The following is a 19,886-nucleotide window of genomic DNA, read 5'->3' as shown; positions in this document are numbered from 1 at the left end:
GGAGTGGTCATGGGTGACACCGAGGTACTGGTCGTGGGGGCTGGGCCGGTCGGACTGACGGCCGCCGCGGAGCTCCGCCGCCGGGGCGTCGAGTGCCGGATCGTCGACCGTCTGCCCGCCCCGCAGCCGTACGCCAAGGCGGTCGGCATCCAGCCCCGCACCCTGGAGGTCTGGGACGCCATGGGGCTGGTCCGCGAGGTCCTCGACGAAGCCGTGCCGATGCGGGGCCAGTTGATGTTCGTGAACGGCGAGCCCGGCCCGCGGATCGACCTCGACCTGCCCGCCGACGTGCCGTACCGCTTCGCCGCGCTCCCGCAGTACACCACGGAGCGGCTGCTCACCGACCACCTCGCCGGCTACGGGACGACCGTCGAGCGCGGCACCGAACTGCTGGACCTGGAGCAGCGCGACGACCACGTCCGCGTCTCGCTCGCCACGCCGGACGGGCCGCGGGAGGCGGCCGCGCGGTACGTCGTCGGCTGCGACGGCGCGCACAGCCGGGTGCGCCGTGCGGCCGGGATCGCCTTCGAGGGCGACGCCTTCCCCGAGCAGTACATGCTGGGCGACGTCGAGGTCGACTGGGACCTCCCCGACGGCTACGGCGTGCGCGCCACCCACCTGGACGCCGACGGGGTCGCCGACGACCTGCTGGTCTGCATACCGCTGCCGGGCCGACGGCGGTACCGGATGTCGATGCTCGTCCCGCCCGAGCTGGCCTCCGCGCCGTCCGGGGAGGTCGCTCACGGTCTCGAACGCGGCCGTGCACCGGAGTTGCGGCACATCCAGGCCGTGCTCGACCGGTTGTCGCCGCAGCCCACCACGGCCACCGCGCTGCGCTGGTCGTCGGTCTTCCGGATCAGCCACCGGCTGGCCGACCGCTACCGGGAGGGCCGGCTCCTCCTCGCCGGCGACGCGGCCCACATCCACCCGCCCACCGGTGCCCAGGGCATGAACACCGGGGTCCAGGACGCGTACAACCTGGCCTGGAAGCTCGCCCTCGCGGTCCGGGGGATCGCCGCCGACGGACTGCTCGACAGCTACCACGCGGAACGCCACGCGGTGGGCGAGGAGGTCGTCGGACGCACGGTGCGCCACGCCCGGGCGGGCTTCGACGCCGACCCGGACGACCTGACCACCCTGCTGCTCCGGGAGGCCCAACTGCTGGTCGGTTACCGCGGCGGACCGCTGACCCCGCCCGGCGGCGGCCACGGCCCCCTCGCCGGTGACCGGGCGCCGGACTGCGGCGGGCTGGAGCGGCCGCTGACCGCCTTCCCGCAGCGCCTGTTCGACCTGCTGCGCAGCCCCCGGCACGCCCTGCTGCTGTACGCCGACGCGGGAGCGCCGGCGGAACGACTCCACGGGACCGCGGCCGCCGCGCGTTCGGCGGCCCACGGCCTCCTCGACGTCCACGTGGTCCTGGCCGCCGGGGCGGACTCCCGGCCGGACGGTCTGCGGCTCCCGTACGTCCGGGACGCCGCCGGGGCGTTCCGGGCGGCCTACGCCCCGAGCGACGGCGCACGCGACGGCGCGGACGCGGGGACGGGCGCGGGAGCTGCCTTCCTGATCCGCCCGGACGGCTACCTGGCCGCGCGCCTGCCCGCCGGTGATCCGGGCGGCCCCGCCGCCGAACTCCGTCGCGCCTTCGCGGCCCCGGGCGCGACGGGAAGCACCGCCTGACGCGCGGGAGCCCGGTGCCGCGGGCGTCCGTCTCCCGTGGCCGCGGCACCGGTGCGTGGCCGCGGCACCGGTGGGGCGCAGGGCTTGATCGCCACCAACTCGCCGATGCCGACACGGACTTCGCCGGATCGAGTGAGTGCCGTCGGGACACGCCGAGGAGCCCGGTGGACCGCTGCCAGGATCGGGGACCGCACCGGCGAGACCCCACCCGTCCGCAGCCGAGCCGCCCGGCTTGGCTGCCGCTCCCGCGCGCCCACCGGCGGCGGGAAGGGGGTCGCCCGTGCCGCACCGGCAGACGACCCAGGGAGCAACGTGACGCAGTCCCACGCGCAACATGACCGGCCCGACCGCGACCGGCCCGAGGACGGTCCGACCGAGGACGGTCCGACCGACGGTGACCTGACCGAGGACGGCCTGACCGAGGACGGCCTGACCGACCGGCAGGACGGCGGGGGGCCGGAGCACTCCGAGGAGTTCCGCGCCCGCTTCTACGGCGACAACCGGCTCAAGGCCGGCGCGTCGATCTCCACCCTCGCCATGGTGCGGCGTCTGCCGCACCTGGTCCGCAGGGCGCTCTCCCTCGCGTGGCGGGCGGACCGCTCCGCCACCGTGCTGCTGCTCGTCTGCCAGGCCCTGTCCGGCGTGTTCGGCGCCCTCGCCCTCTACTTCACCACCGGCACCCTCGACGCGTTGCTCGTCCCCGGGCCCGTCACCGACCACCTCCGCGACGCCGCCCCCTCCCTCACCGTCCTCACCGCCTCCGTCGCGCTGCGCGCCGTCCTCGCCATCGCCGTCACCAGCCTCTCCGGGCGGGTGTCGCCCCGGATCAACCGCGAGGCCGACCTCGCACTGATCGAGGCCGGCTGCGCCGCCGAGCTCGCCGCCTACGACGAACCCGCCTACGCGGAGAGCTGGGAGGCCGCCGACCGGGGCGCCGCCACCACGCCCGACCTGCTCTCCAACGCCCAGGACGTGATCGCCTCCGCCGTGAGCCTGCTCGCCGCGGCCGGCGTCCTCGCCACCCTCCACCCGTGGCTGGTCCCGTTCCTGTTGCTCGGTTCGGTGCCGACCGGCGTCGCCGCCGTGCGGACCGCCCGCATCCACTACCTCGCCTCCGTCGGCACCAACGAGGAGCGGGCGGCGCTGCGGGTCTACCGCTGGTTCCTCATCGACAAGGGCCGTGCCGACCAGGTCAGGTCGGACCAGGTCACCCCGTTCATGCTCGACAAGTACCGGCAGACCGAGGACCGGATCGCCGTGGCCACCGACCGGGCCGTCCGCCGGGCCACCCGGGTCTCCCTGTACGCGGCGTTCGGCACCGGCGCGGGCGCCGCGCTGGTCTGGGGCACCCTGCTCTACCTGGTCGCCTCCGACCGGATCGGGCTGGCCGCCGCCGGCTCCGCCACCTTCGCGCTGCGCACCGCCGGCAGCGGCATCCAGGGCGTGGTCGGCAACGGTGCCCGCCTCTACCGGATGGGCCTCTACCTGGACGACTACTTCCGTTTCCTCGACGAGGCCGGTGGCCACCGCATCCGGCGGGGCACCGTCGTCCCCGGTGCGCCGGCCACGGTCGCCGTCACCGACCTCAGCTACGCCTACCCCGGCGAGCAGCAGGATCCGGCACTGCGGGGCGTCAGCCTGACGCTGCGTCGCGACGAGATCGTCGCGGTGATCGGCCAGAACGGCAGCGGCAAGTCCACGCTCCTCAAGCTGATCTCCGGTCTCTACCTCCCGCAGGGCGGCCGGATCACCTGGGACGGCGTGCCGATCGAGGAGCTCGACGCCGACGGCCTGTGGCGCCGGGTGGCGCGCGTCCCTCAGGAGTTCGCCCGCTGGCCGCTGAACGCCACCGAGAACATCCACCTCGGACACGTCGGTGACGCCGAGCGCACCGAGGACCCGGACCGGGCCGACCGGGCCGACCCGGTCGACCGGGCCGGCCGACCCCGGCCGGTCGGCGACACCACCCTGGCGGAGGTCCGGCGGGCCGCCGGGCACACCGGCTTCGACGAGACCGTCGCCCGGCTGCGGTCCGGTTGGCACACCCTGCTCGCCCAGGGCTGGATGGGCGGCGCCGAACTGTCCGGTGGGGGCTGGCAGCGTGCGGCCGTGGCGCGTGCCTTCTACCGCACCACCCTCAACCCCGGTCTGCTGATCCTCGACGAGCCGACCTCCGACCTCGACCCGCGCGCCGAACACCGCATCCTGCACGCCCTGCGCGGCTTCGCGCCCGGTCGGATCATCCTGCTGGTGACCCACAACATCGCCAACGCCCGCCTCGCCGACCGCGTCGTCGTCATGGATCAGGGCCTCGTCGTCCAGACGGGGACCTGGGACGAACTCGCCGCCCGGCCCGGCGGGCTGTTCCGTGAACTCCTCGACCTCCAGCGGGACCGGTCCGTCCCGGCCCAGCGCTCCGCCGCCCCCTGACCCGCGACGAGGGCCGGCCGGTCACCCCGGCCGGCCCCCGACGCGGTCCGGAGCAGAGCCCCGGCCGCGCCCTAGCCGAACGCGTCGGCCGGCTCGTGCGGTCTCGTCCGCTGCTTGGCGAGGTTCCGTGCCGTGGCACGGCGCTCGGCGACGTCGGCGGCGGCGAACAGCTGCGCCGCGTGGTCGATGAGGATCTCGATCCCGTCCAGCCGACCGGTGTTGCCCACGCAGAGCAGGTCCGGCGAAGGTGCCGGCGGCGCGTAGAGGGCGAATACCGCGGTGCACCGGAACAGGGAGTCCATGGCCCAGCAGGCCGGCCCGTCCAGTCCGGACGTCGTGGTCCTGGCCACCGGCCGCACGCCCTCGGCCAGGTCGACCACGGTGAACGCGGCGCTCCTGGCGTCGGACTGGACGAAGTGCCCGGACCAGCGGTGGAGGGGGTGCAGGGGGTGGATCTCGGCCAGCCGGTACAGGGCGTTCTGGTTGACGCCCGCCTCCATCCCCGGCAGCCCGATCGCCCAGCCGTAGGGAAAGGCGTAGTGCTCGCCGAACTGGTGCACGAGCTCGTCGCGGGTCGCCTCGATCCTGGCGATGGTGTCGGTGGAGAGCGACTCCCAGCCGAGCTTCTCGTAGTGCTCCTGGTAGAGCCGCGCGTCGCCGGCGTTGTGGACGATGTCGTGCAGGAGGAAGCGTTCGGACAGGTCGGTGTAGGCGGGGACCCGGCCGAACTCGGCCAGGACCTGCGCGATCACGGACACTTCGTGCAGGCCCCGCCAGCGGGCGAAGGCCGTGTCGACGAATCCGCCGTCGAGGTCGTCGTGCACGTCCCTGGCCAGTTGGACGGCCCGCGCCTGCAACCGGGAGAGCGCCTCGAACCCGGCGTCCTGCCGGGCGGCCGCCTCGGCGGAGCACTTCGCGTGGAGGTCGCCCTGCAGGTCGAGGACCGCCGCGAGGACGAGACGGTAGGCGTCCAACGCCGGTCCCCAGTGCCGCCGGACGGTCCGGCGGAGCCGGCGATCCGTGCGGTCCTCGGCGAGCAGCCTCTCCGGACCGCGGGCGAGGAAGCGGCGGGCGAAGGAGACGGCCTCGTCCTCCTCGGCGGGGTCCGCCGGGGCGGGGCCGGCCGACGAGGTGCCGGCGGTGCGGGTGTTTCCAGGAGCAGTCACGTGAGCGTAGCTCTCTCGGGTGATCGGGCATGGCGGGATCGACGGCGCTTCAGCGACCGTGGTCCCGATGCCGTAGAGGAATCTGATCCGGTTCGGGGCTCTCCGACCGGCTCGACGCGTTGTGCACGACGGCATCCTTTCGCAGATGACGCTGCCGGGTGAACCGTTCCCGGGCGTCCTTTCCGGCGTGGTGCGGCGTGGTGCGGCGTGGTGACGCATCCGGGTGGAGGCCGGGCCGGGTCCGCCGACGGGCGCCCGGCCCGCGGGCACCGCCCCGCTCGCCGCCCCGCTCGCCGTCCGGGTTGCCGCCCCGCTTGCCGATCGGGGGTGTTGTCGGAGGGGCGGGCTAGGGTGGGAGGTCCGTCCTTCCCGTACGGCCCCGTACCCCCGCCGCCCCCTCCGAGAGGCTCCGTCCGCCGATGTACGCCCTGCACGCACTCTGGCGGGCCGACGGCCGGCTCGCGGTGTGGGTGGAGGACGCGGCGGCGTACCGGGGTGATCGCGGCCCCGTGGAGCGGGGCCGGGGCGGGCATCCGTTCGCGTGCGCGGCGGACGAGGTGGTCCGGCTGCTGGGCGGGGTCGGACCGGGGGTGGGGTGGCTGGCGGAGCAGGCGTCGGAGCGGTGGACCGGACTGCTGCTGCCCTCGCTCGCCGGGCGCCCGGTGCCGTCGCCGGACCTGCCGGTCGGTGCCGCGCCCCGGGGGATCGGGCTGGCCCCCTGGCGGGTGCCGACGCTGCTGTTCGATCCGGCGCAGGCGGCCCAGCTGCTCGGCGCCCTGCACGATCCGCACTGGCCGGGTGCGACCGTCCGGCTCCCGGACGGTACGTCGGCCGAGCTGGCGTACGGCGCGTCGGTGCGCTGGCTGGCGGCCGTCCACGACCTCGCCTGGCGGCTGGTCGGGCGGGGGCGGCTGGTGCCTGCGCCGGCCGAGGAGGCGGGCGAGTGGTACGCGCGCTGGCGACCCGCCCTGGACGCCCCGGCCCGCCGTGAGGTGACGGCGCTGGTCGACGGGTGCCCGCCGGTCTGCCGGGCGGAGGACCACCGGGCGGGCGGCGCCGCCCCGACCGCGTCCGGGCCCGCCGGACCCACCCCGAGCGCCGTGGCCACTCCGACCACTCCGACCCCGACCACGTCGGCCCCGACGGCCGCCGCCCTGCTCGCCGAGGTGCTGGGCACGCTCGTCGACCAGGAGGCCCGCGCGGCCCTGGCGGATCTCGACCCGCCCGCCGAACCGTTCCTCGCCGCGCTCCACTCGCCCGACGGCCGCCTGGGCGGACCACCGCCCGACGGCCTGCCCGAACGGCTGGCCGGCTGGCAGGCGGCCCGGCCGGCGGACGCTCCGGTCCGGCTCGGGTTCCGCCTCGCCGAACCGCTCGGTCCCGATCCGGACGACCCCGACGGCGGGGCGGTCGCCGACGCCTGGCGGCTCGACCTGATGGTCCAGGCGGTGGAGCGGCCGTCGCTGGTGGTGCCGGCCGCCGCGCTGCGGCCGGGGTATCCGGACCCGGCCTACGAGGCGCTGGCCCGGTTGGTCCCCGACCCGGCCGAGGCGTTCCTCGCCGAGCTGGAGCGGGCCGCCCGGGTCCACCCGCCGTTGCGCGCCGTGCTGACGGGGCCGCTTCCGGCCGGGGCGGACCTCGACCGGGAGGGCGCGCTGCGCTTCCTGCGGGACGGCGCGCCCGCGCTCACCCGCGCCGGTTTCGGCGTGCTGCTCCCGGCCTGGTGGCAGCGGCGGCCCCGGCTCGGCCTGGTGCTCACCGCGGGTGCGCCCGGCGACGGGCCGGGCGCGGTCAAGCGGACGGCCCAGGTCGACCGGGACGCCGTGCTGGCCTTCCAGTGGCAGCTCGCCATCGGCGAACTGGGACTCACCGAGGAGGAGCTGGCCGAGCTCGCGGCCGCCCAGCAGGGTCTGGTCCGGCTGCGCGGTCGCTGGGTGGAGGTCGACGCGGCCCAACTCGCCGCCGCCGTGCGGTTCCTGGCCGAGCGGGGCAGCGGGGTCATGGCGGCGGCCGAGCTGTTGCGGCTGGCCGTGGACGACGGCGCCGTGGTCGACGGCCTGCCGGTGACGGCCGTCCACGCCACCGGGCCGATCGGCGAGCTGCTGGCCGGGCGGCCGGGCGGCGCCGACCGGGTGCCGGTGCTGCCGGCCGGGTTCACCGGGACGCTCCGTCCGTACCAGCGGCGGGGACTGGCCTGGCTGGACGCGCTGGGCCGGCTGGGCCTCGGCGCCGTGCTGGCCGACGACATGGGTCTCGGCAAGACCGTGCAGACCCTGGCGCTGCTGGCCCTGGAGAAGGAACGCGGCGCCACCGGGCCGGTCCTGCTGGTCTGCCCGATGACGATGGTCGGCACCTGGCAGCGGGAGGCCGCCCGGTTCACCCCGGGCCTGCGGGTGCACGTCCACCACGGCGCCGACCGGGCCGAGCCCGGGCCGGCCGCCGACCACGCCGATCTGGTGATCACCACGTACGGGCTGGTCCAGCGGGACACCGCCGAGCTGCGCCGGATCCCGTGGCGGAGGATCGTCGCGGACGAGGCGCAGCACATCAAGAACCGGTCCGCGCGGCAGTCCCGCGCGCTCCGGTCGCTCCGCTCGGGCCCGCGGATCGCGCTGACCGGCACGCCGGTGGAGAACCGGCTGGCCGACCTGCACGCGGTACTGGACTTCGCCAACCCGGGGCTGTTCGGTACCGCGGAGGGGTTCAAGGAGCGGTTCGCGATCCCGGTGGAGCAGGCGGGCAGCGCCGACGCCGCGGCGCGGCTGCGGCGGCTCACCGGACCGTTCCTGCTGCGCCGCCGCAAGAGCGACCCGTCGATCGTCCAGGACCTGCCCGCCAAGCAGGAGTTCACCGTCCGGTGCGGTCTGACCGCCGAGCAGGCGGGCCTCTACCGGGCGGTGGTCGCCGACCTGCTGGAGCGGTTGGGCGGGCTGCGCGGGGTGGAGCGCAAGGGCGCGGTGCTGGCGGCGATCGGCCGGCTCAAGCAGGTGTGCAACCATCCGGCGCAGCTGCTGCACGACGGGACGGCGCTGGAGGGCCGGTCGGGCAAGGTGGAACGGCTGGTGGAGGTGCTGGAGGAGGCGCTGGCGGAGGGCGACCGGGCGCTGGTCTTCACCCAGTACGCGGAGTTCGGCAGCATGCTCCGGCCCTACCTGCGGCGGCGGTTGGGCGAGGAGGTGCTGTACCTGCACGGAGGGGTGCCGCGCGCGAGCCGGGACGAGCTGGTCGAACGGTTCCAGTCGCCGGGCGGGCCGCGGGTCTTCCTGCTCTCGCTGAAGGCCGGCGGCACCGGGCTCAACCTGACCGCCGCGAACCAGGTGATCCACCTGGACCGGTGGTGGAACCCGGCGGTCGAGGACCAGGCCACCGACCGCGCGCACCGGATCGGGCAGCGCCGGGTGGTGCAGGTCCGGCGGCTGCTCTGCGTCGGTACGGTCGAGGAGCGGATCGACGAACTGATCGCGGCCAAGCGGACGTTGGCCGACGCCGTGGTCGGTGACGGCGAGCAGTGGCTCGCCGAACTGCCCACCGAGCGGCTGCGTGAGCTGCTCACCCTGTCCGCCGACGTGATCGGGGAGTGATCCGCAGCCGTGTCCGAATCCGCACCGGGATCCGCACCGGGATCCGCATCGGGGGAGCGTCCGCTCGCCGAGCTCCTCGACACCTTCTGGCAGGGGAGGGTGCCGCCCCCCGTCGACGACGGCCGCGAACCGGTCACCGTGCTGGACGAGTTGGGCCCGACGGGGATCACCGTGCGCGGCCGGCCGCTGGACGCCGCCCTGGCCGTCGCCTACCGGCGGTTCACCGGCGCGGGCTGAGCACGCGCTGAGCGCCCGGCCGCCCGGCGGGCCGGCCGCCCGACAGGCCGGCGGGCCGGTACGGCGGGCCGCCGGAGCGGGCCCGCCGTAGCGGCGGAGGTCGCTAGCCGGCCGTCACCGGGTAGTGGTCGGAGAGGTCCGTGTAGGTGTAGTTCTTGCCCCAACTGCTCACGGTCCAGGGCGAGCTGTGGAACCGGACCACCGTGTTGCCGTAGGTCGCCGGGCGCGCGTGGTCGGCGCGGTAGAGGACGTAGTCGAGGTCCTCGTTGGGCTCACCGGGGTAGCGGTAGGCGGCGATCGAGTTGTCGGCGGTGTCGAAGGAGTCGGCCCAGCCGGTGCGGGTGTCGGCGGGGGCGACGCCCGCGTTGGCGAGCAGCGAGGGGTACTCGGTGCCGTGCGAGTCGATGTTGAGGTCGCCGGCGAGGATGACCGGCTCGGCGGCCGGGATGTTCTTGGCGTCGACGAAGGACTTCATCGTCTTGAGCTGGGCCGCCCGGACGGCCGCCGGCTCGCCGGCGGAGCAGCCGGTGTCGGTGGACTGGAGGTGGGTGCCGATCACGTGCGTGCGCAGGCCGTTGACGTTGAGCACGGCGTAGACGAAGCCCTTGTTCGACCACCAGTCCGCCCCGCACGCGTCCTTGAACACGTACTGCTCCTTGCGGAGGATGGGCCACTTGCTGAGCAGCGTGACCCCGCCGTCCTCCGGGGTGCTGGAGCTGTAGCTGCCGGAGGTGGCGTCCCAGCCGCTGGTGGAGCGGCCGACGACGGGGGTGTGGTACGGGTACGCGGCCGATGCCTGGGCGACCAGCTGGTCGGAGGCGGCGTTGTCGAAGGCCTCCTGGAGGACGACCACGTCCTGGCCCTGGAAGAAGCCGGCGGCGGGGATGGCCTTGGCCCGGTGGTCCTGGCCCCAGTTGGGGTAGAGGTTCTTGCTCATCAGGAAGACGTTGTACGTCAGCACCTTGAGCGCCGGCACGGTGGGGACCGCCGCGGCCCCGGCGGTGGTGGCGGCCGGGGTGGACCCGGGGGCGGTGGTCGCCGCGCCGGCGCTCGGTGCGGCGGCGAGCGGGGCGAGCAGGGCGGCGGCGGCCGTGCAGGCCGCGGCGAGGCGCGCGCCCGGGCGGCGCGTGGAGGGAATTGGCATGACCGCAGTCAATGCGGGACGGGCCACGTCCGGCAAGACAGTGAACGATAACCATATGAACTCATCGGTAACTCAAAGCTGTCTGGCCAACTCCTCCTTGGGCGGAGGAACTTGCCTGGCCAACTTGCTCGGCCACCACATGTGTCGGTCCAGATCCATCGTCACCGCCGTCACCAGCACCGACCGCACCACCAGCGTGTCCAGCAGCACCCCCAGCGCCACCGCGAACCCGATCTCGGCGAACCCGACGACGGGCAGGGTGCCCAGCACCGCGAAGGTGCTCGCCAGGATCAGTCCGGCCGAGGTGATCACCCCACCGGTCGCCGCGAGCCCGGCCACCGCCCCCGCCCGGGTGCCGCGATGCGCGGACTCCTCCCGCACCCGGGTCATCAGGAAGATGTTGTAGTCGATCCCCAGTGCCACCAGGAAGACGAAGACGAACAGCGGGAACGCGTGGTCCACCCCTTCGAAGTGGAAGACGTGTTCGAAGAAGAACGCGCTGATCCCGAGTGCGGCCGCGTACGACAGCACCACCGTGGCGACCAGCACCAGCGGCGCCGTCAGCGCTCGCAGCAGCAGTGCCAGGATCACCAGCACCACGCCCAGCACGAGCGGGATGATCGTCCGGTTGTCGGCGGTCGCGGCCCGTCCGGCGTCCAGGATCACCGCCGTCGAGCCGCCCACCTTGGCGTCGGCGCCCGGCACGGCGTGGACGGCGTCCCGCACCCGGTCGACGGTCTTCTCGGCGGCGGGGCTGTCCGGCGGGTCGGCCAGCGTGGCCTGGAACAGCGCCTCCCCCTCGTGCGCCCTCGGCATCGAGGCGGACGCCACCCCGGCCGTCGCCAGTGTCGCCGCGCGGACCGCCTCGGCCTCCGCGGCCGTGCTGATGACGGTCAGCGGCGCACCCGTCCCGGCGGGGAAGTGCTGCTCCAGCACCTCCTGGCCGACCACCGAGTCCGGCTTGCCGGTGAAGGTGCCGGCCGTGCTCAGACCGGTGACGTTCAGTGAGACGAGGCCGACGCAGCAGGCCGCCAGCGCCAGCGAGGTGCCGATCCACACCTTGCGCGGACGCTGCCCGATCCACGCCCCCACGTGCGCCCAGCGGCCGGTCCGGGTCGGTTCCGGCGTCCCGAACGCGGGCTTGACCGGCCAGAACACCCAGCGTCCGACGATCACCAGCAGCGCCGGCAGCAGGGTCGTCATCGCGGCCAGCGCCACCACCACGCCGATCGCGCAGACCGGACCGAGTCCGCTGGTGGAGTTCATCTCGGCGATCAGCAGGCAGAGCATCGAGGCGACCACGGTGGCGGAGGACGCCAGGATCGCGGGCCCGGCCCGGTGCAGGGCGAACGCCATCGCCTCGTGCCGGTCCTCGTGACGGCGCAGCTCCTCCCGGTAGCGGGCGGTGAGCAGCAACGCGTAGTCCGTACCGGCGCCGAGCACCAGCACGATCAGGATGCCGGCGCTCTGCGCGTTGACGGTCAGTCCGCTGTGCTCGGCCAGCAGGTAGATCACCGCCTGCGAGACCACCAGCGCCCCGGCCGCCGAGAACAGCGGCAGCACCCAGAGGACCGGGCTGCGGTAGGTGAGCAGCAGCAGGATGATCACCACGCTGACGGTGGCCGCGAGCAGCGTGCTGTCGATGCCGGCGAAGGCTTCGGCCTGGTCCGCACCGATCCCGGCCGGGCCGGTGACGTGTGTGGTCATGCCGAGGCTGTCCGCGGCGGCCGTGTCCCGCAGGCTGTCCACCGCGGGGCGGAGGTCCTGCCAGCCGCCGGTGCCGATGTCGATCGGCACGATGGTCTGCAGGGCCTGACCGTCCGCCGACTCCACCGGCCCGACCACCTGGCCCAGCACGTGCGGGGTCGAGGCGAAGGCCGCCGCGTCCCGGGCCGCCTCGACCTTGTCGGCGGGGGTGATCCCGCCGGGGCGCTCGTAGACCACGACGGCCTGGGCGGTGTCCACCGGCTGGAACGCGCGCTGTTCGGTGAGCACCTGGGTGGACTCGGCGTTGCCGGGCAGCCAGCTGGAGGCCTGGTTGTCCTCGGCGTCCGTGAGCTTGCCCGCCAGCGGGCCCGCCACCACCAGCAGGACCAGCCACAGGGCCAGCACCACCCACTTGCTGCGGCGGCCGCAGGGCAGCGTGGCCAGTCTCCGGGACGGGCTCATCGGAAACTCCCAGCCTGTGAGGCGTCAGTCGTTCCAGCCTCCCACCGCCTCCGCTCCTCGGCAGCCCGGGTTACGCCGCGGTCCGTCCGCGGGTCACGTCGGCGAGGCCGCCGCCGCGTAGACGCCGGTGCGGCTGCCGCGGTAGACGACCCCGTCGTGGGCGGCGAGTGACAGGTCGGTGTACTGGGTGCCGAAGGAGGACGGCTCGTCGCGCCACCGGAACCGCCCGGTGGCGAGGTCGAGCGCGTGGAGCCGGTCGTCGTTCAGCGCGACGTAGACCATGCCGTCGGCGACGGTCGTGCTGCTCGTGCCGGCGCCCAGGCCGGGCGGCACCTGCGCGGTCCAGCGGGTCTCCCCGGTGACGGCGTCCAGTGCGGTGACCTGGTCGCTCCGGCTCAGGCAGACCGTGCCGTCGGCGACCGAGGAGGGCGAGAGCAGCCAGTGGCCGAACCGCGCGCGCTGCCAGAGCACCCGGCCGGTCGCCGCGTCCAGCGCGAGGACGGACGGCGCCTGCTGGTCGGCGGTGGTGAGGTGGACGACGCCCTGGTGGACCACCGGCCTGCCGCCCAGCCCGCCGACGGCGCGCTGTTCCCAGCGTCGCTCGCCGCTGCTCGCGTCGACCGCCGTGATCCTCTCCTCGTCCCCGGCGAGGTAGACCGTGTCACCGGCGACGACGGGTGCGAACCCGCCCGCCGTCGTGGTGCTCCAGCGGTGGGCGCCGGTGGCGGTGTCGTAGGCGTGCAGCCGGTCGTCGTAGGTCGCGAAGACGCCGCCGTCCACCGCGGTGCCCCGGACCGAGGCGGACCCGGGACCTTCCGGTGCCTCCGGTGCCTCCGCGGTCCACCGGAGGGTCCCGGACGCGGCGTCCAGGGCCTGTACCTGGGAGTCGGTGGCCACGCAGACGAGTCCGTCACCGGCGGCGACGGGCCAGCCGTACGAGGGGTCGGCGGGCTTGCGGAAGCCGATCGCGGTGCTCCAGCGCGCGGCCCCGGTCCGCAGGTCGAGGGCCTCGACCGTCCCGTCGAGGCCCGCGAGGTACAACGAGGACCGGGGGGACGGGGGCAGGGCGATCCGGCCGCCCGTGTGCGTCCGGCTCCACAGCCGGTGGCCGGTGTCGGCGTCGCGGCGCGCCCACCAGCCGGCTCCTCCGCCGACGGCGAGCGCGGCGGCGCCCCCGGCGGCGCTGAGCAGGAGACGCCGGCGGCCGAGCGGCCGGGGCACCGGGTCGATCCGTTGTTCGTTTGCGTTCACACCGAGGACGACCGTCTGCGGCCCCGGGCGGTTCCCCCCGTCACGCACGGATTTCGCCGGGTATGCGGCGCCCGGTGGATCAGACCGCCGGGACGGCCGCCCGGGCCCGCAGCTCCTTCAGGGCGGTGATGTCCAGCGCGTGGCCGGTGCCGTCGCCGCCGTGCTTGCGGTCCGGGGTCTCCACCACCAGCGGGACGCCCGCCGTCGCCGGGTGCTCGAACAGCTCCCGGAACGGCTCCGCGCCGATCCGGCCGGCCCCGATGTTGGCGTGCCGGTCCTTGCGCGCGCCGACCACGTCCTCCGAGTCGTTGGCGTGGATCAGCCGCAGCCGGCCCGGGCCGGCGGCCTCGACCAAGGCGTCCAGCGTCTCCCGGACCCCGCCCGGTACCGCCAGGTCGTGACCGGCGGCGAAGGCGTGGCAGGTGTCCAGGCACACTCCGACCCGGGGGTGGCCGTCCAGCGCGTCCACGTACGCGGCGAGGTCCTCCATCCGCGCGCAGAGCGAACTGCCCTGGCCCGCCGTCGGTTCCAGGAGCAGCCAGGGCGCGTCCTCGCCGAGCGCGTCCAGTTCGTCCAGCAGCGGGCGGACGTCCTCCCTGACCTGCGCCATCGCCTCGTCGCGCCGGGAGCCGCCGCCCGGTGCCGAGCCGACCGCGGAACCGGTGTGCAGCACCACGCCCAGCGCGCCGATCGCGTGCCCGCGCAGCAGCGAGTGGCGCAGCGAGGTGGCCGAGCGTTCCCGGGTCGCCGGATTGTCCGAGCCGAAGTTGATCAGGTACGGCGCGTGCACGTACGCCGGGATCGACTGTTCGGCGCAGGCGGCCCGGAACTCGGCGTCCTGGGCCGGGTTGCCCGGGGGAGTGGCCCAGCCGCGCGGGTTGGCCACGAACACCTGCACCGTCTCCGCGCCCACCCGCCGGGCGTACGCCAGGCCCGTCCCGGCCAGCCCTCGCGCGGCCACCGGCACATGGGCGCCGACCGGGTTGCGGCGGGCGCCGAACGGGGGGACGGCCCCCGCCGCGGGCTCGGCGGGTGCGACGGTCGTGGTGGTGGCGGTGTCCATGGCTCCGAGCATGTCACGCGGGCCGCCGGCGGTCCGGTGCCGGACTGTCGTCGTGCACGGACGGTCCCTCCGGGGACTGCCTCGTTCTTGCTCGATCGAGTGAATCGGGGCCGGGAAGCCGGACAGGCCGCTGCAGGGCCCGCCACTATCCGTGGGAGCAGCGAGAACCGAGGCCCGAGGGAGGCTCCCATGACCGTCACCGAGCCCGCCGAGTTTGCCGAGCCCGCCCAGTCCGCCGGGGCCACCCAGTCCACCGGGGCCGCCGGGCCGTTCGAGACGGTCGACCTGCGCGACGCGGAGCTGGTGCGCCGCCCGTTCGAGGTCTTCTCCCGGATCCGCGAACGGGCCCCGCTCGCCCGCGGCACCGTCCCGGGCGTCGACCCGGTCTGGATCGCCACCCGCTACGAGGACGTCCGCACCGTCCTGGGCGACCCGCGCTTCGTCAACGACGTCGCGAACGTGCCCGGTGCCACGCCCGCCCACCGCACCGAGCAGGTCTGGCGGGCCCGCGGCCTGCCCCCGGAGTGCGAGAGGTACCTGCGCGCCGGGGTGTTCGACGCGGACGGCGCCCGGCACCGCCGGCTGCGCGGGCTGGTCCACCCCTCGTTCACCGCCGGCACCGTCGGCCGGTTCCGCCCCCGGATCGAGCGGCTCGCGGAGGAGCACGCCCGTGCCCTGCGCGAGCACGCGGACGCCGACGGCACGGTCGACCTCGTCGCCCGTTTCGCCTACCCGCTGCCGGTCACCGTCATCTGCGAGCTGCTCGGCATCCCCGAACCGGACCGGCCGCAGTGGCGCACCTGGAGCTCCTACCTCGGCCGGGGCGCCGGGGAGGGGCTGGACGAGGCGCTGCGCGCGATGGTCGCCGCCGCCCGGGAGCTGATCGACCGTCGACGGACGGAGCCCGGCGACGACCTCGTCTCGCACCTGGCCGCCGCCGAGGGCACGGCCCTGGACCCGGTCGAGACGGTCTCGCTGATCCTCAACCTGATCGTGGCCGGCCACGAGACCACCGCCACGCTGATCGGCAACGGCACGGCCGCGCTGCTCGCCCACCCCGAGCAGCTCGCCGGGCTCCGCGCCGACCTCTCCGGGCTGCCCGCCGCCGTCGACGAGCTGATGCGCTGGTGCGGTCCGACGCTCGGTGCGCTGCCCCGCTACGCCACGGAGGACCTGCGGCTGGCGGGCACGCTGATCCGCAAGGGCGAGGCCGTGATGCCGATCCTCGCCGGCGCCAACCACGACCCCCGGGTCTTCGCCGAACCCGAGCGGCTCGACCTCTGCCGGGCCGCCGCGCCGCACCACGAAGTCCACCTAGGATTCGGCCACGGCGCCCACCGCTGCATCGGCGCGGTACTCGCCCACGAGGAGGCGGTGGCCGCGTTCGGCGCCCTGCTGCGGATGTATCCGGAGCTGGCACTCGCCGTCGCCCCCACCGCGGTCGAACGGGGCCCCAACCCGGTCGCCTGGCACCTGGCGGCCCTGCCGGTCCGCCTGGGGGCACCCGCCGGCTGACGCTTCGACCGCCGGGCCCGCCCCGCCCCTGCTCCGGCCCCGCCCCCGTTCCACCCCTCACCGGCGTGCCTCCGACCCCGGGACCGCCGCCCCTGCCGCCCGCCCCGCTCAGCCCGCCCGCCCCCCTCAGCCCGCCCGCCCCGCGCGCCCGACCGCACCCTGCGGCCGGGCGCGACGCCGTTCCCGGTCCGCTCCGGGCATCCGTCGCCTCCCCGCTCCGGCACGGCCCCGGTCCGACGCTCCGTCAGTCCGGCAGCCCAACCCTGGTGGCGGGGGCACCGGCGCGCACCTAGCGTCGGTTCGGCCGACACCCACCGGCCGTCATCCCCCGCCCACACCGCGTCACCGCGCCGGCGTCCCCCCGCGAGCGCGCCAGAAAGCAGGTCACCACTCATGCCCACGCGACGGGTCCACCACCTCGCCGCGGCCACCGCCGCCGCCACGACAGCCCTGACCACCGTCCTCACCGCCCTCGGTGCCGCCCCGGCCCAGGCCGCCGGGCGGGTGCACCTGGTCCGGCCCGGAGAATCGATTCAGCAGGCCGTCGACGCGGCCCACCCCGGCGACACCGTCCAGCTGCTCCCCGGCGAGTACCGGGGCAGCGTCCGGATCGCCACCCCGGGTCTCACCCTGCGCGGCGCCGGCCCGGAGAGCGTGATCCTGCCCGCCGACACCGCCCGGGCAGGAGTCCCCGAGACGGCTGCCGCCTGTGCGACCGCCGGGCACGGCCTCTGCGTGGTCGGTGCCGACGACCGGCCGCTCACGGGCGTCACCGTCGAGGCGCTCGCCGTCACGGGCTTCCGCAAGAACGGGATCAACGCCACCGGCACCGACGGCATGACCGTCCGCGCCACCCACGTCCACGACAACGGCCAGCAGGGCATCAGCCAGGAGAGGTCCACCCGGGGCGTGATCACCGCCAACGAGTCGACCCGCAACGGCCAGTCCGGTGTCTTCCTCGCGAACACCGTGGACAGCGAGGGCGGCGCCCTCTCCGCCGACGGCACGGTGGTGAGCGGCAACCTGCTCGCCGACAACCGGATCGGGGTCACCGTCCGCCGCCTGCGCGACCTGAGCGTCGAGCAGAACGAGATCCACGGCAACTGCGGCGGCGTCTTCGTCGTCGGCGACGAAGGGGTGCCCCGGGCCGGCGCGCTCACCGTCACCCGCAACCGGGTCGTCGCGAACAACCGCTACTGCCCGCCGAACCCCCGCCTGGACCACATCCAGGGGGCCGGGATCGTGCTGACCGGCGCCGAGGAGACCACGGTGACGGAGAACCAGGTCCGCGACAACGTCGGGGCCTCGCCGTTCTCCGGCGGGATCGTGCTCGTCCACAGCGTGGTCGGCGTGGCCAACGCCCGCAACACCGTGGCCGACAACCTCGTCGTCGGCAACGGCCCGGCCGACCTCGCCGACCGCGACACCGGCACCGACAACGCCTTCGCCCGCAACCACTGCGCGGTCTCCGAGCCGGCCGGCCACTGCTGATCCGGCCGGACCGGCCCCGCCGCCCGCGCACCGCCCGTGCCCGGTCCGGCCCGCACACCGCCCGACCCCACCCGCCGCGCCTCCGGCCCCGGTTCCCCCCCGGCCCCGGAGGCGCGGCGGGCACCCCGAAGACCCTCGTTCGCCCCCGTCAGAGACCGCAGCAACCCGCAGAACCCTGCAGAAAGCAGAGAGACGGCACATGACCACCGCACCCGCCACCACCCCGCAGGCCGCCATGCGCCTGCGGGAGCTCGTCTTCGGCGCCGCCTGCGCCGCCGCCGTCCGCGCGGCCGCCCGGCTCGGCGTCGCCGACGCGCTCGGCGACACGCCCACCACCGTCACCGACCTCGCCGCCGAGCTGGGCACCGAACCCGGGCAGTTGCGCCGTCTGCTGCGCGCCCTCACCTGCTACGGCATCTTCGAGGAGGCGGGCGGCGACCGCTTCGAGCACACCGAGATGTCCCGCCTGCTGCGCGAGGACGCCCCCAACAGCCTCCGCTACATCTCCCTCTGGTGCACCGAGCCGTGGACCTGGGAGGCCTGGCCGAAGCTCGACGAGGCGGTGCGCTCCGGCCGCAACGTCTTCCCCGAGCTGTTCGGCAAGGAGTTCTTCGACTACCTCCACAGCGACGCCGGGGACTCCGCGAAGGTCTTCGACAAGGCGATGACCACCTCCAGCCGGCAGTCGGCCGCCGACTTCGCCGCCTACCTCGACCTCACCGGGATCGACTCGGTGGTCGACATCGGCGGCGGCCAGGGCCACGTCCTGGCCAGCCTGCTGGAGAAGCACCCGACCCTGCACGGGACCCTGCTGGACCTGCCCAAGGTGGTCGCCGGCGCCGATCCCCGGCTGCGGGACGGCGGCGCCTTCGCCGGGCGGGCCCGGCTGGTGCCGGGCGACTGCCGGGAGGCCATTCCGGTCCACGCCGACCTCTACATCATCAAGAACATCCTGGAGTGGGACGACGAGAGCACCCGCCGCACGCTGGCCAACGTGGTCGCGGCGGCCACGCCGGGTGCGCGTGTCGTGGTGGTCGAGAACCTGGTCGACGACAGCCCGTCGATGCGGTTCACCACCGCCATGGACCTCCTGCTGATGCTCAACGTCGGCGGTGCGAAGCACTCCGAGGCGAGCCTGGTCCGGCTGATGGAGGAGGCCGGCCTGTCCGTCGCGGAGGTCCGCCCGGTCAACCCCTACCTGCACGCCTTCGAGGCCACCGTCCGCGGCTGACCGCCGGTCCGGTCCGCGCGAGGACGGCGACCGCCGGCCCCTCTTCGGAGAAGGGGGCCGGCGGTCGCCGTCCTCGCCGCACCCGGGCCGGAGGCTCAGGCCTTGCGCGAGGACTCCAGGTGCGCGAAGACCACCACGTTGTCCAGGTAGTCGCGGCGCTTCTTGTCGTACACGCCGCCACAGGTGATCAGCCGCAGCTGGGCGTCCGGCGTCTTCCCGTACACCTTCTGGTCGGGGAAGGCGTCCTTGGCGAAGGTCTCGACCGAGTCCACCGAGAAGACGGCGATCGTGCCGTCGGCCCGCTGGACCTCGACCTTGTGACCCGGCATCAGCAGGCTGAGCAGCAGGAAGACGGCGGGCCCCTTGGTGGTGTCGACGTGCCCGGCGACCACCGAGGCGCCGCGCTCTCCGGGGGAGACGCCGTCCCGGTACCAGCCGACCAGGTTCTTGTCCTCCGGCGGCGGGGCGCCGAGCTGGCTGTCCGGGCCGAGGGTGAGTTCGGTGAAGGGGGCGTCCACGCCGATCTGGGGGATCCTCAGCCGGGTCGGCTTGGACCGCTTCAGCGGGGGCGCCGCGGGCGCGGACGCCTTGGCGGGTCCGGCCGCGGCCGTCGTGGCGGGCGCCGCGGCCGGGGAGTCGGTGGGCGCGGCGCCGGGCGAGACGGGGGCGGTGGCCGCCGCGGGCGCGGCCTGCCTCGACTCCGACTCGTCGGAGGACACCGTGTCCACCGAGTTGTAGATCAGCAGCAGACCGACCGCCGCCGCGCCCATCCCCGCGCGCAGCAGCCGGGACGTTCCAGGGACCAGACCGGCCATCGCGCCGGCTCCTCTCCTCGGGCCCGCAACCGCGGGCCCGACACGGCGAAGCGCCGCCCCGCGGGCCCCCCCCCCGGCCCGCCCCCCGGGCCCGCCCCCCCCCCCCCCCCCCCGCC

13 protein-coding genes are annotated in these 19,886 nt (G+C 75.2%); 7 read left to right on the top strand and 6 right to left on the bottom strand.

Going from position 1 to position 19,886, the window contains the following annotated elements; genetic code table 11:
- Window positions 1-9 precede the first annotated feature (9 nt).
- Together ABZY91_RS23640 and ABZY91_RS23635 are read left to right on the top strand one after the other, a co-directional pair.
- A complete protein-coding gene (locus tag ABZY91_RS23640) occupies window positions 10-1,677 on the top strand; it encodes an FAD-dependent monooxygenase (protein WP_355405077.1) in 1,668 nt (555 codons plus the stop codon).
- Between the two features lie 312 nt (window positions 1,678-1,989).
- Complete coding sequence (locus tag ABZY91_RS23635; RefSeq protein ID WP_355405075.1) at window positions 1,990-4,107, top strand: ABC transporter ATP-binding protein; 2,118 nt, start codon at window positions 1,990-1,992, stop codon at window positions 4,105-4,107.
- 71 nt (window positions 4,108-4,178) lie between these two features.
- On the opposite strand, the gene ABZY91_RS23630 is transcribed toward ABZY91_RS23635, so the two are convergent.
- The gene (locus ABZY91_RS23630) at window positions 4,179-5,273 is read right to left on the bottom strand and encodes a DUF5677 domain-containing protein (protein ID WP_355405073.1); all 1,095 of its coding nucleotides are present in this window, start codon (window positions 5,271-5,273) and stop codon (window positions 4,179-4,181) included.
- Window positions 5,274-5,692: 419 nt separating this feature from the next.
- On the opposite strand from ABZY91_RS23630, the gene ABZY91_RS23625 reads away from it, so the two are divergent.
- Window positions 5,693-8,854, top strand: coding sequence for a DEAD/DEAH box helicase (locus ABZY91_RS23625; RefSeq protein ID WP_355405071.1), 3,162 nt, complete (start codon window positions 5,693-5,695; stop codon window positions 8,852-8,854).
- 9 nt (window positions 8,855-8,863) lie between these two features.
- On the top strand, window positions 8,864-9,091 hold the full coding sequence (locus ABZY91_RS23620) for a hypothetical protein (RefSeq protein WP_355405069.1): 228 nt from the start codon (window positions 8,864-8,866) through the stop codon (window positions 9,089-9,091).
- A 103-nt stretch (window positions 9,092-9,194) separates the two neighbouring features.
- Here ABZY91_RS23620 and sph read toward each other — a convergent pair whose 3' ends face one another.
- The 4 genes from sph to ABZY91_RS23600 form a co-directional block, all read right to left on the bottom strand.
- Window positions 9,195-10,235 (bottom strand): sphingomyelin phosphodiesterase, encoded by a 1,041-nt coding sequence (sph, locus tag ABZY91_RS23615; RefSeq protein ID WP_355405067.1) that lies wholly within the window; start codon window positions 10,233-10,235, stop codon window positions 9,195-9,197.
- Between the two features lie 72 nt (window positions 10,236-10,307).
- Window positions 10,308-12,404 (bottom strand): MMPL family transporter, encoded by a 2,097-nt coding sequence (locus ABZY91_RS23610; RefSeq protein ID WP_355405065.1) that lies wholly within the window; start codon window positions 12,402-12,404, stop codon window positions 10,308-10,310.
- Window positions 12,405-12,497: 93 nt separating this feature from the next.
- Window positions 12,498-13,655 carry a PQQ-binding-like beta-propeller repeat protein gene (locus ABZY91_RS23605; RefSeq protein ID WP_329950996.1) on the bottom strand — a complete coding sequence of 386 codons (1,158 nt, stop codon included), beginning with the start codon at window positions 13,653-13,655 and terminating at the stop codon, window positions 12,498-12,500.
- Between the two features lie 79 nt (window positions 13,656-13,734).
- On the bottom strand, window positions 13,735-14,718 hold the full coding sequence (locus tag ABZY91_RS23600; RefSeq protein WP_355405063.1) for a deoxyribonuclease IV: 984 nt from the start codon (window positions 14,716-14,718) through the stop codon (window positions 13,735-13,737).
- A gap of 189 nt (window positions 14,719-14,907) precedes the next feature.
- On the opposite strand from ABZY91_RS23600, the gene ABZY91_RS23595 reads away from it, so the two are divergent.
- From ABZY91_RS23595 to ABZY91_RS23585, 3 genes are all read left to right on the top strand, one after another.
- A complete protein-coding gene (locus tag ABZY91_RS23595; RefSeq protein ID WP_355405061.1) occupies window positions 14,908-16,233 on the top strand; it encodes a cytochrome P450 in 1,326 nt (441 codons plus the stop codon).
- 393 nt (window positions 16,234-16,626) lie between these two features.
- Entirely contained in the window at window positions 16,627-17,724 is a 1,098-nt protein-coding gene (locus tag ABZY91_RS23590; RefSeq protein WP_355405059.1) for a right-handed parallel beta-helix repeat-containing protein, read from the top strand.
- Window positions 17,725-17,923: 199 nt separating this feature from the next.
- Window positions 17,924-18,955, top strand: coding sequence for a methyltransferase (locus ABZY91_RS23585; protein WP_329951000.1), 1,032 nt, complete (start codon window positions 17,924-17,926; stop codon window positions 18,953-18,955).
- Window positions 18,956-19,050: 95 nt separating this feature from the next.
- Here ABZY91_RS23585 and ABZY91_RS23580 read toward each other — a convergent pair whose 3' ends face one another.
- Entirely contained in the window at window positions 19,051-19,770 is a 720-nt protein-coding gene (locus ABZY91_RS23580; RefSeq protein ID WP_355405057.1) for a class F sortase, read from the bottom strand.
- Window positions 19,771-19,886 lie beyond the last annotated feature (116 nt).

It is taken from the genome of Kitasatospora sp. NPDC002965 (genome assembly GCF_040611255.1).
In the GTDB taxonomy this organism is placed as follows: Bacteria; Actinomycetota; Actinomycetes; order Streptomycetales; family Streptomycetaceae; genus Kitasatospora.
This window is presented reverse-complemented; position numbering and strand designations above follow the sequence as displayed.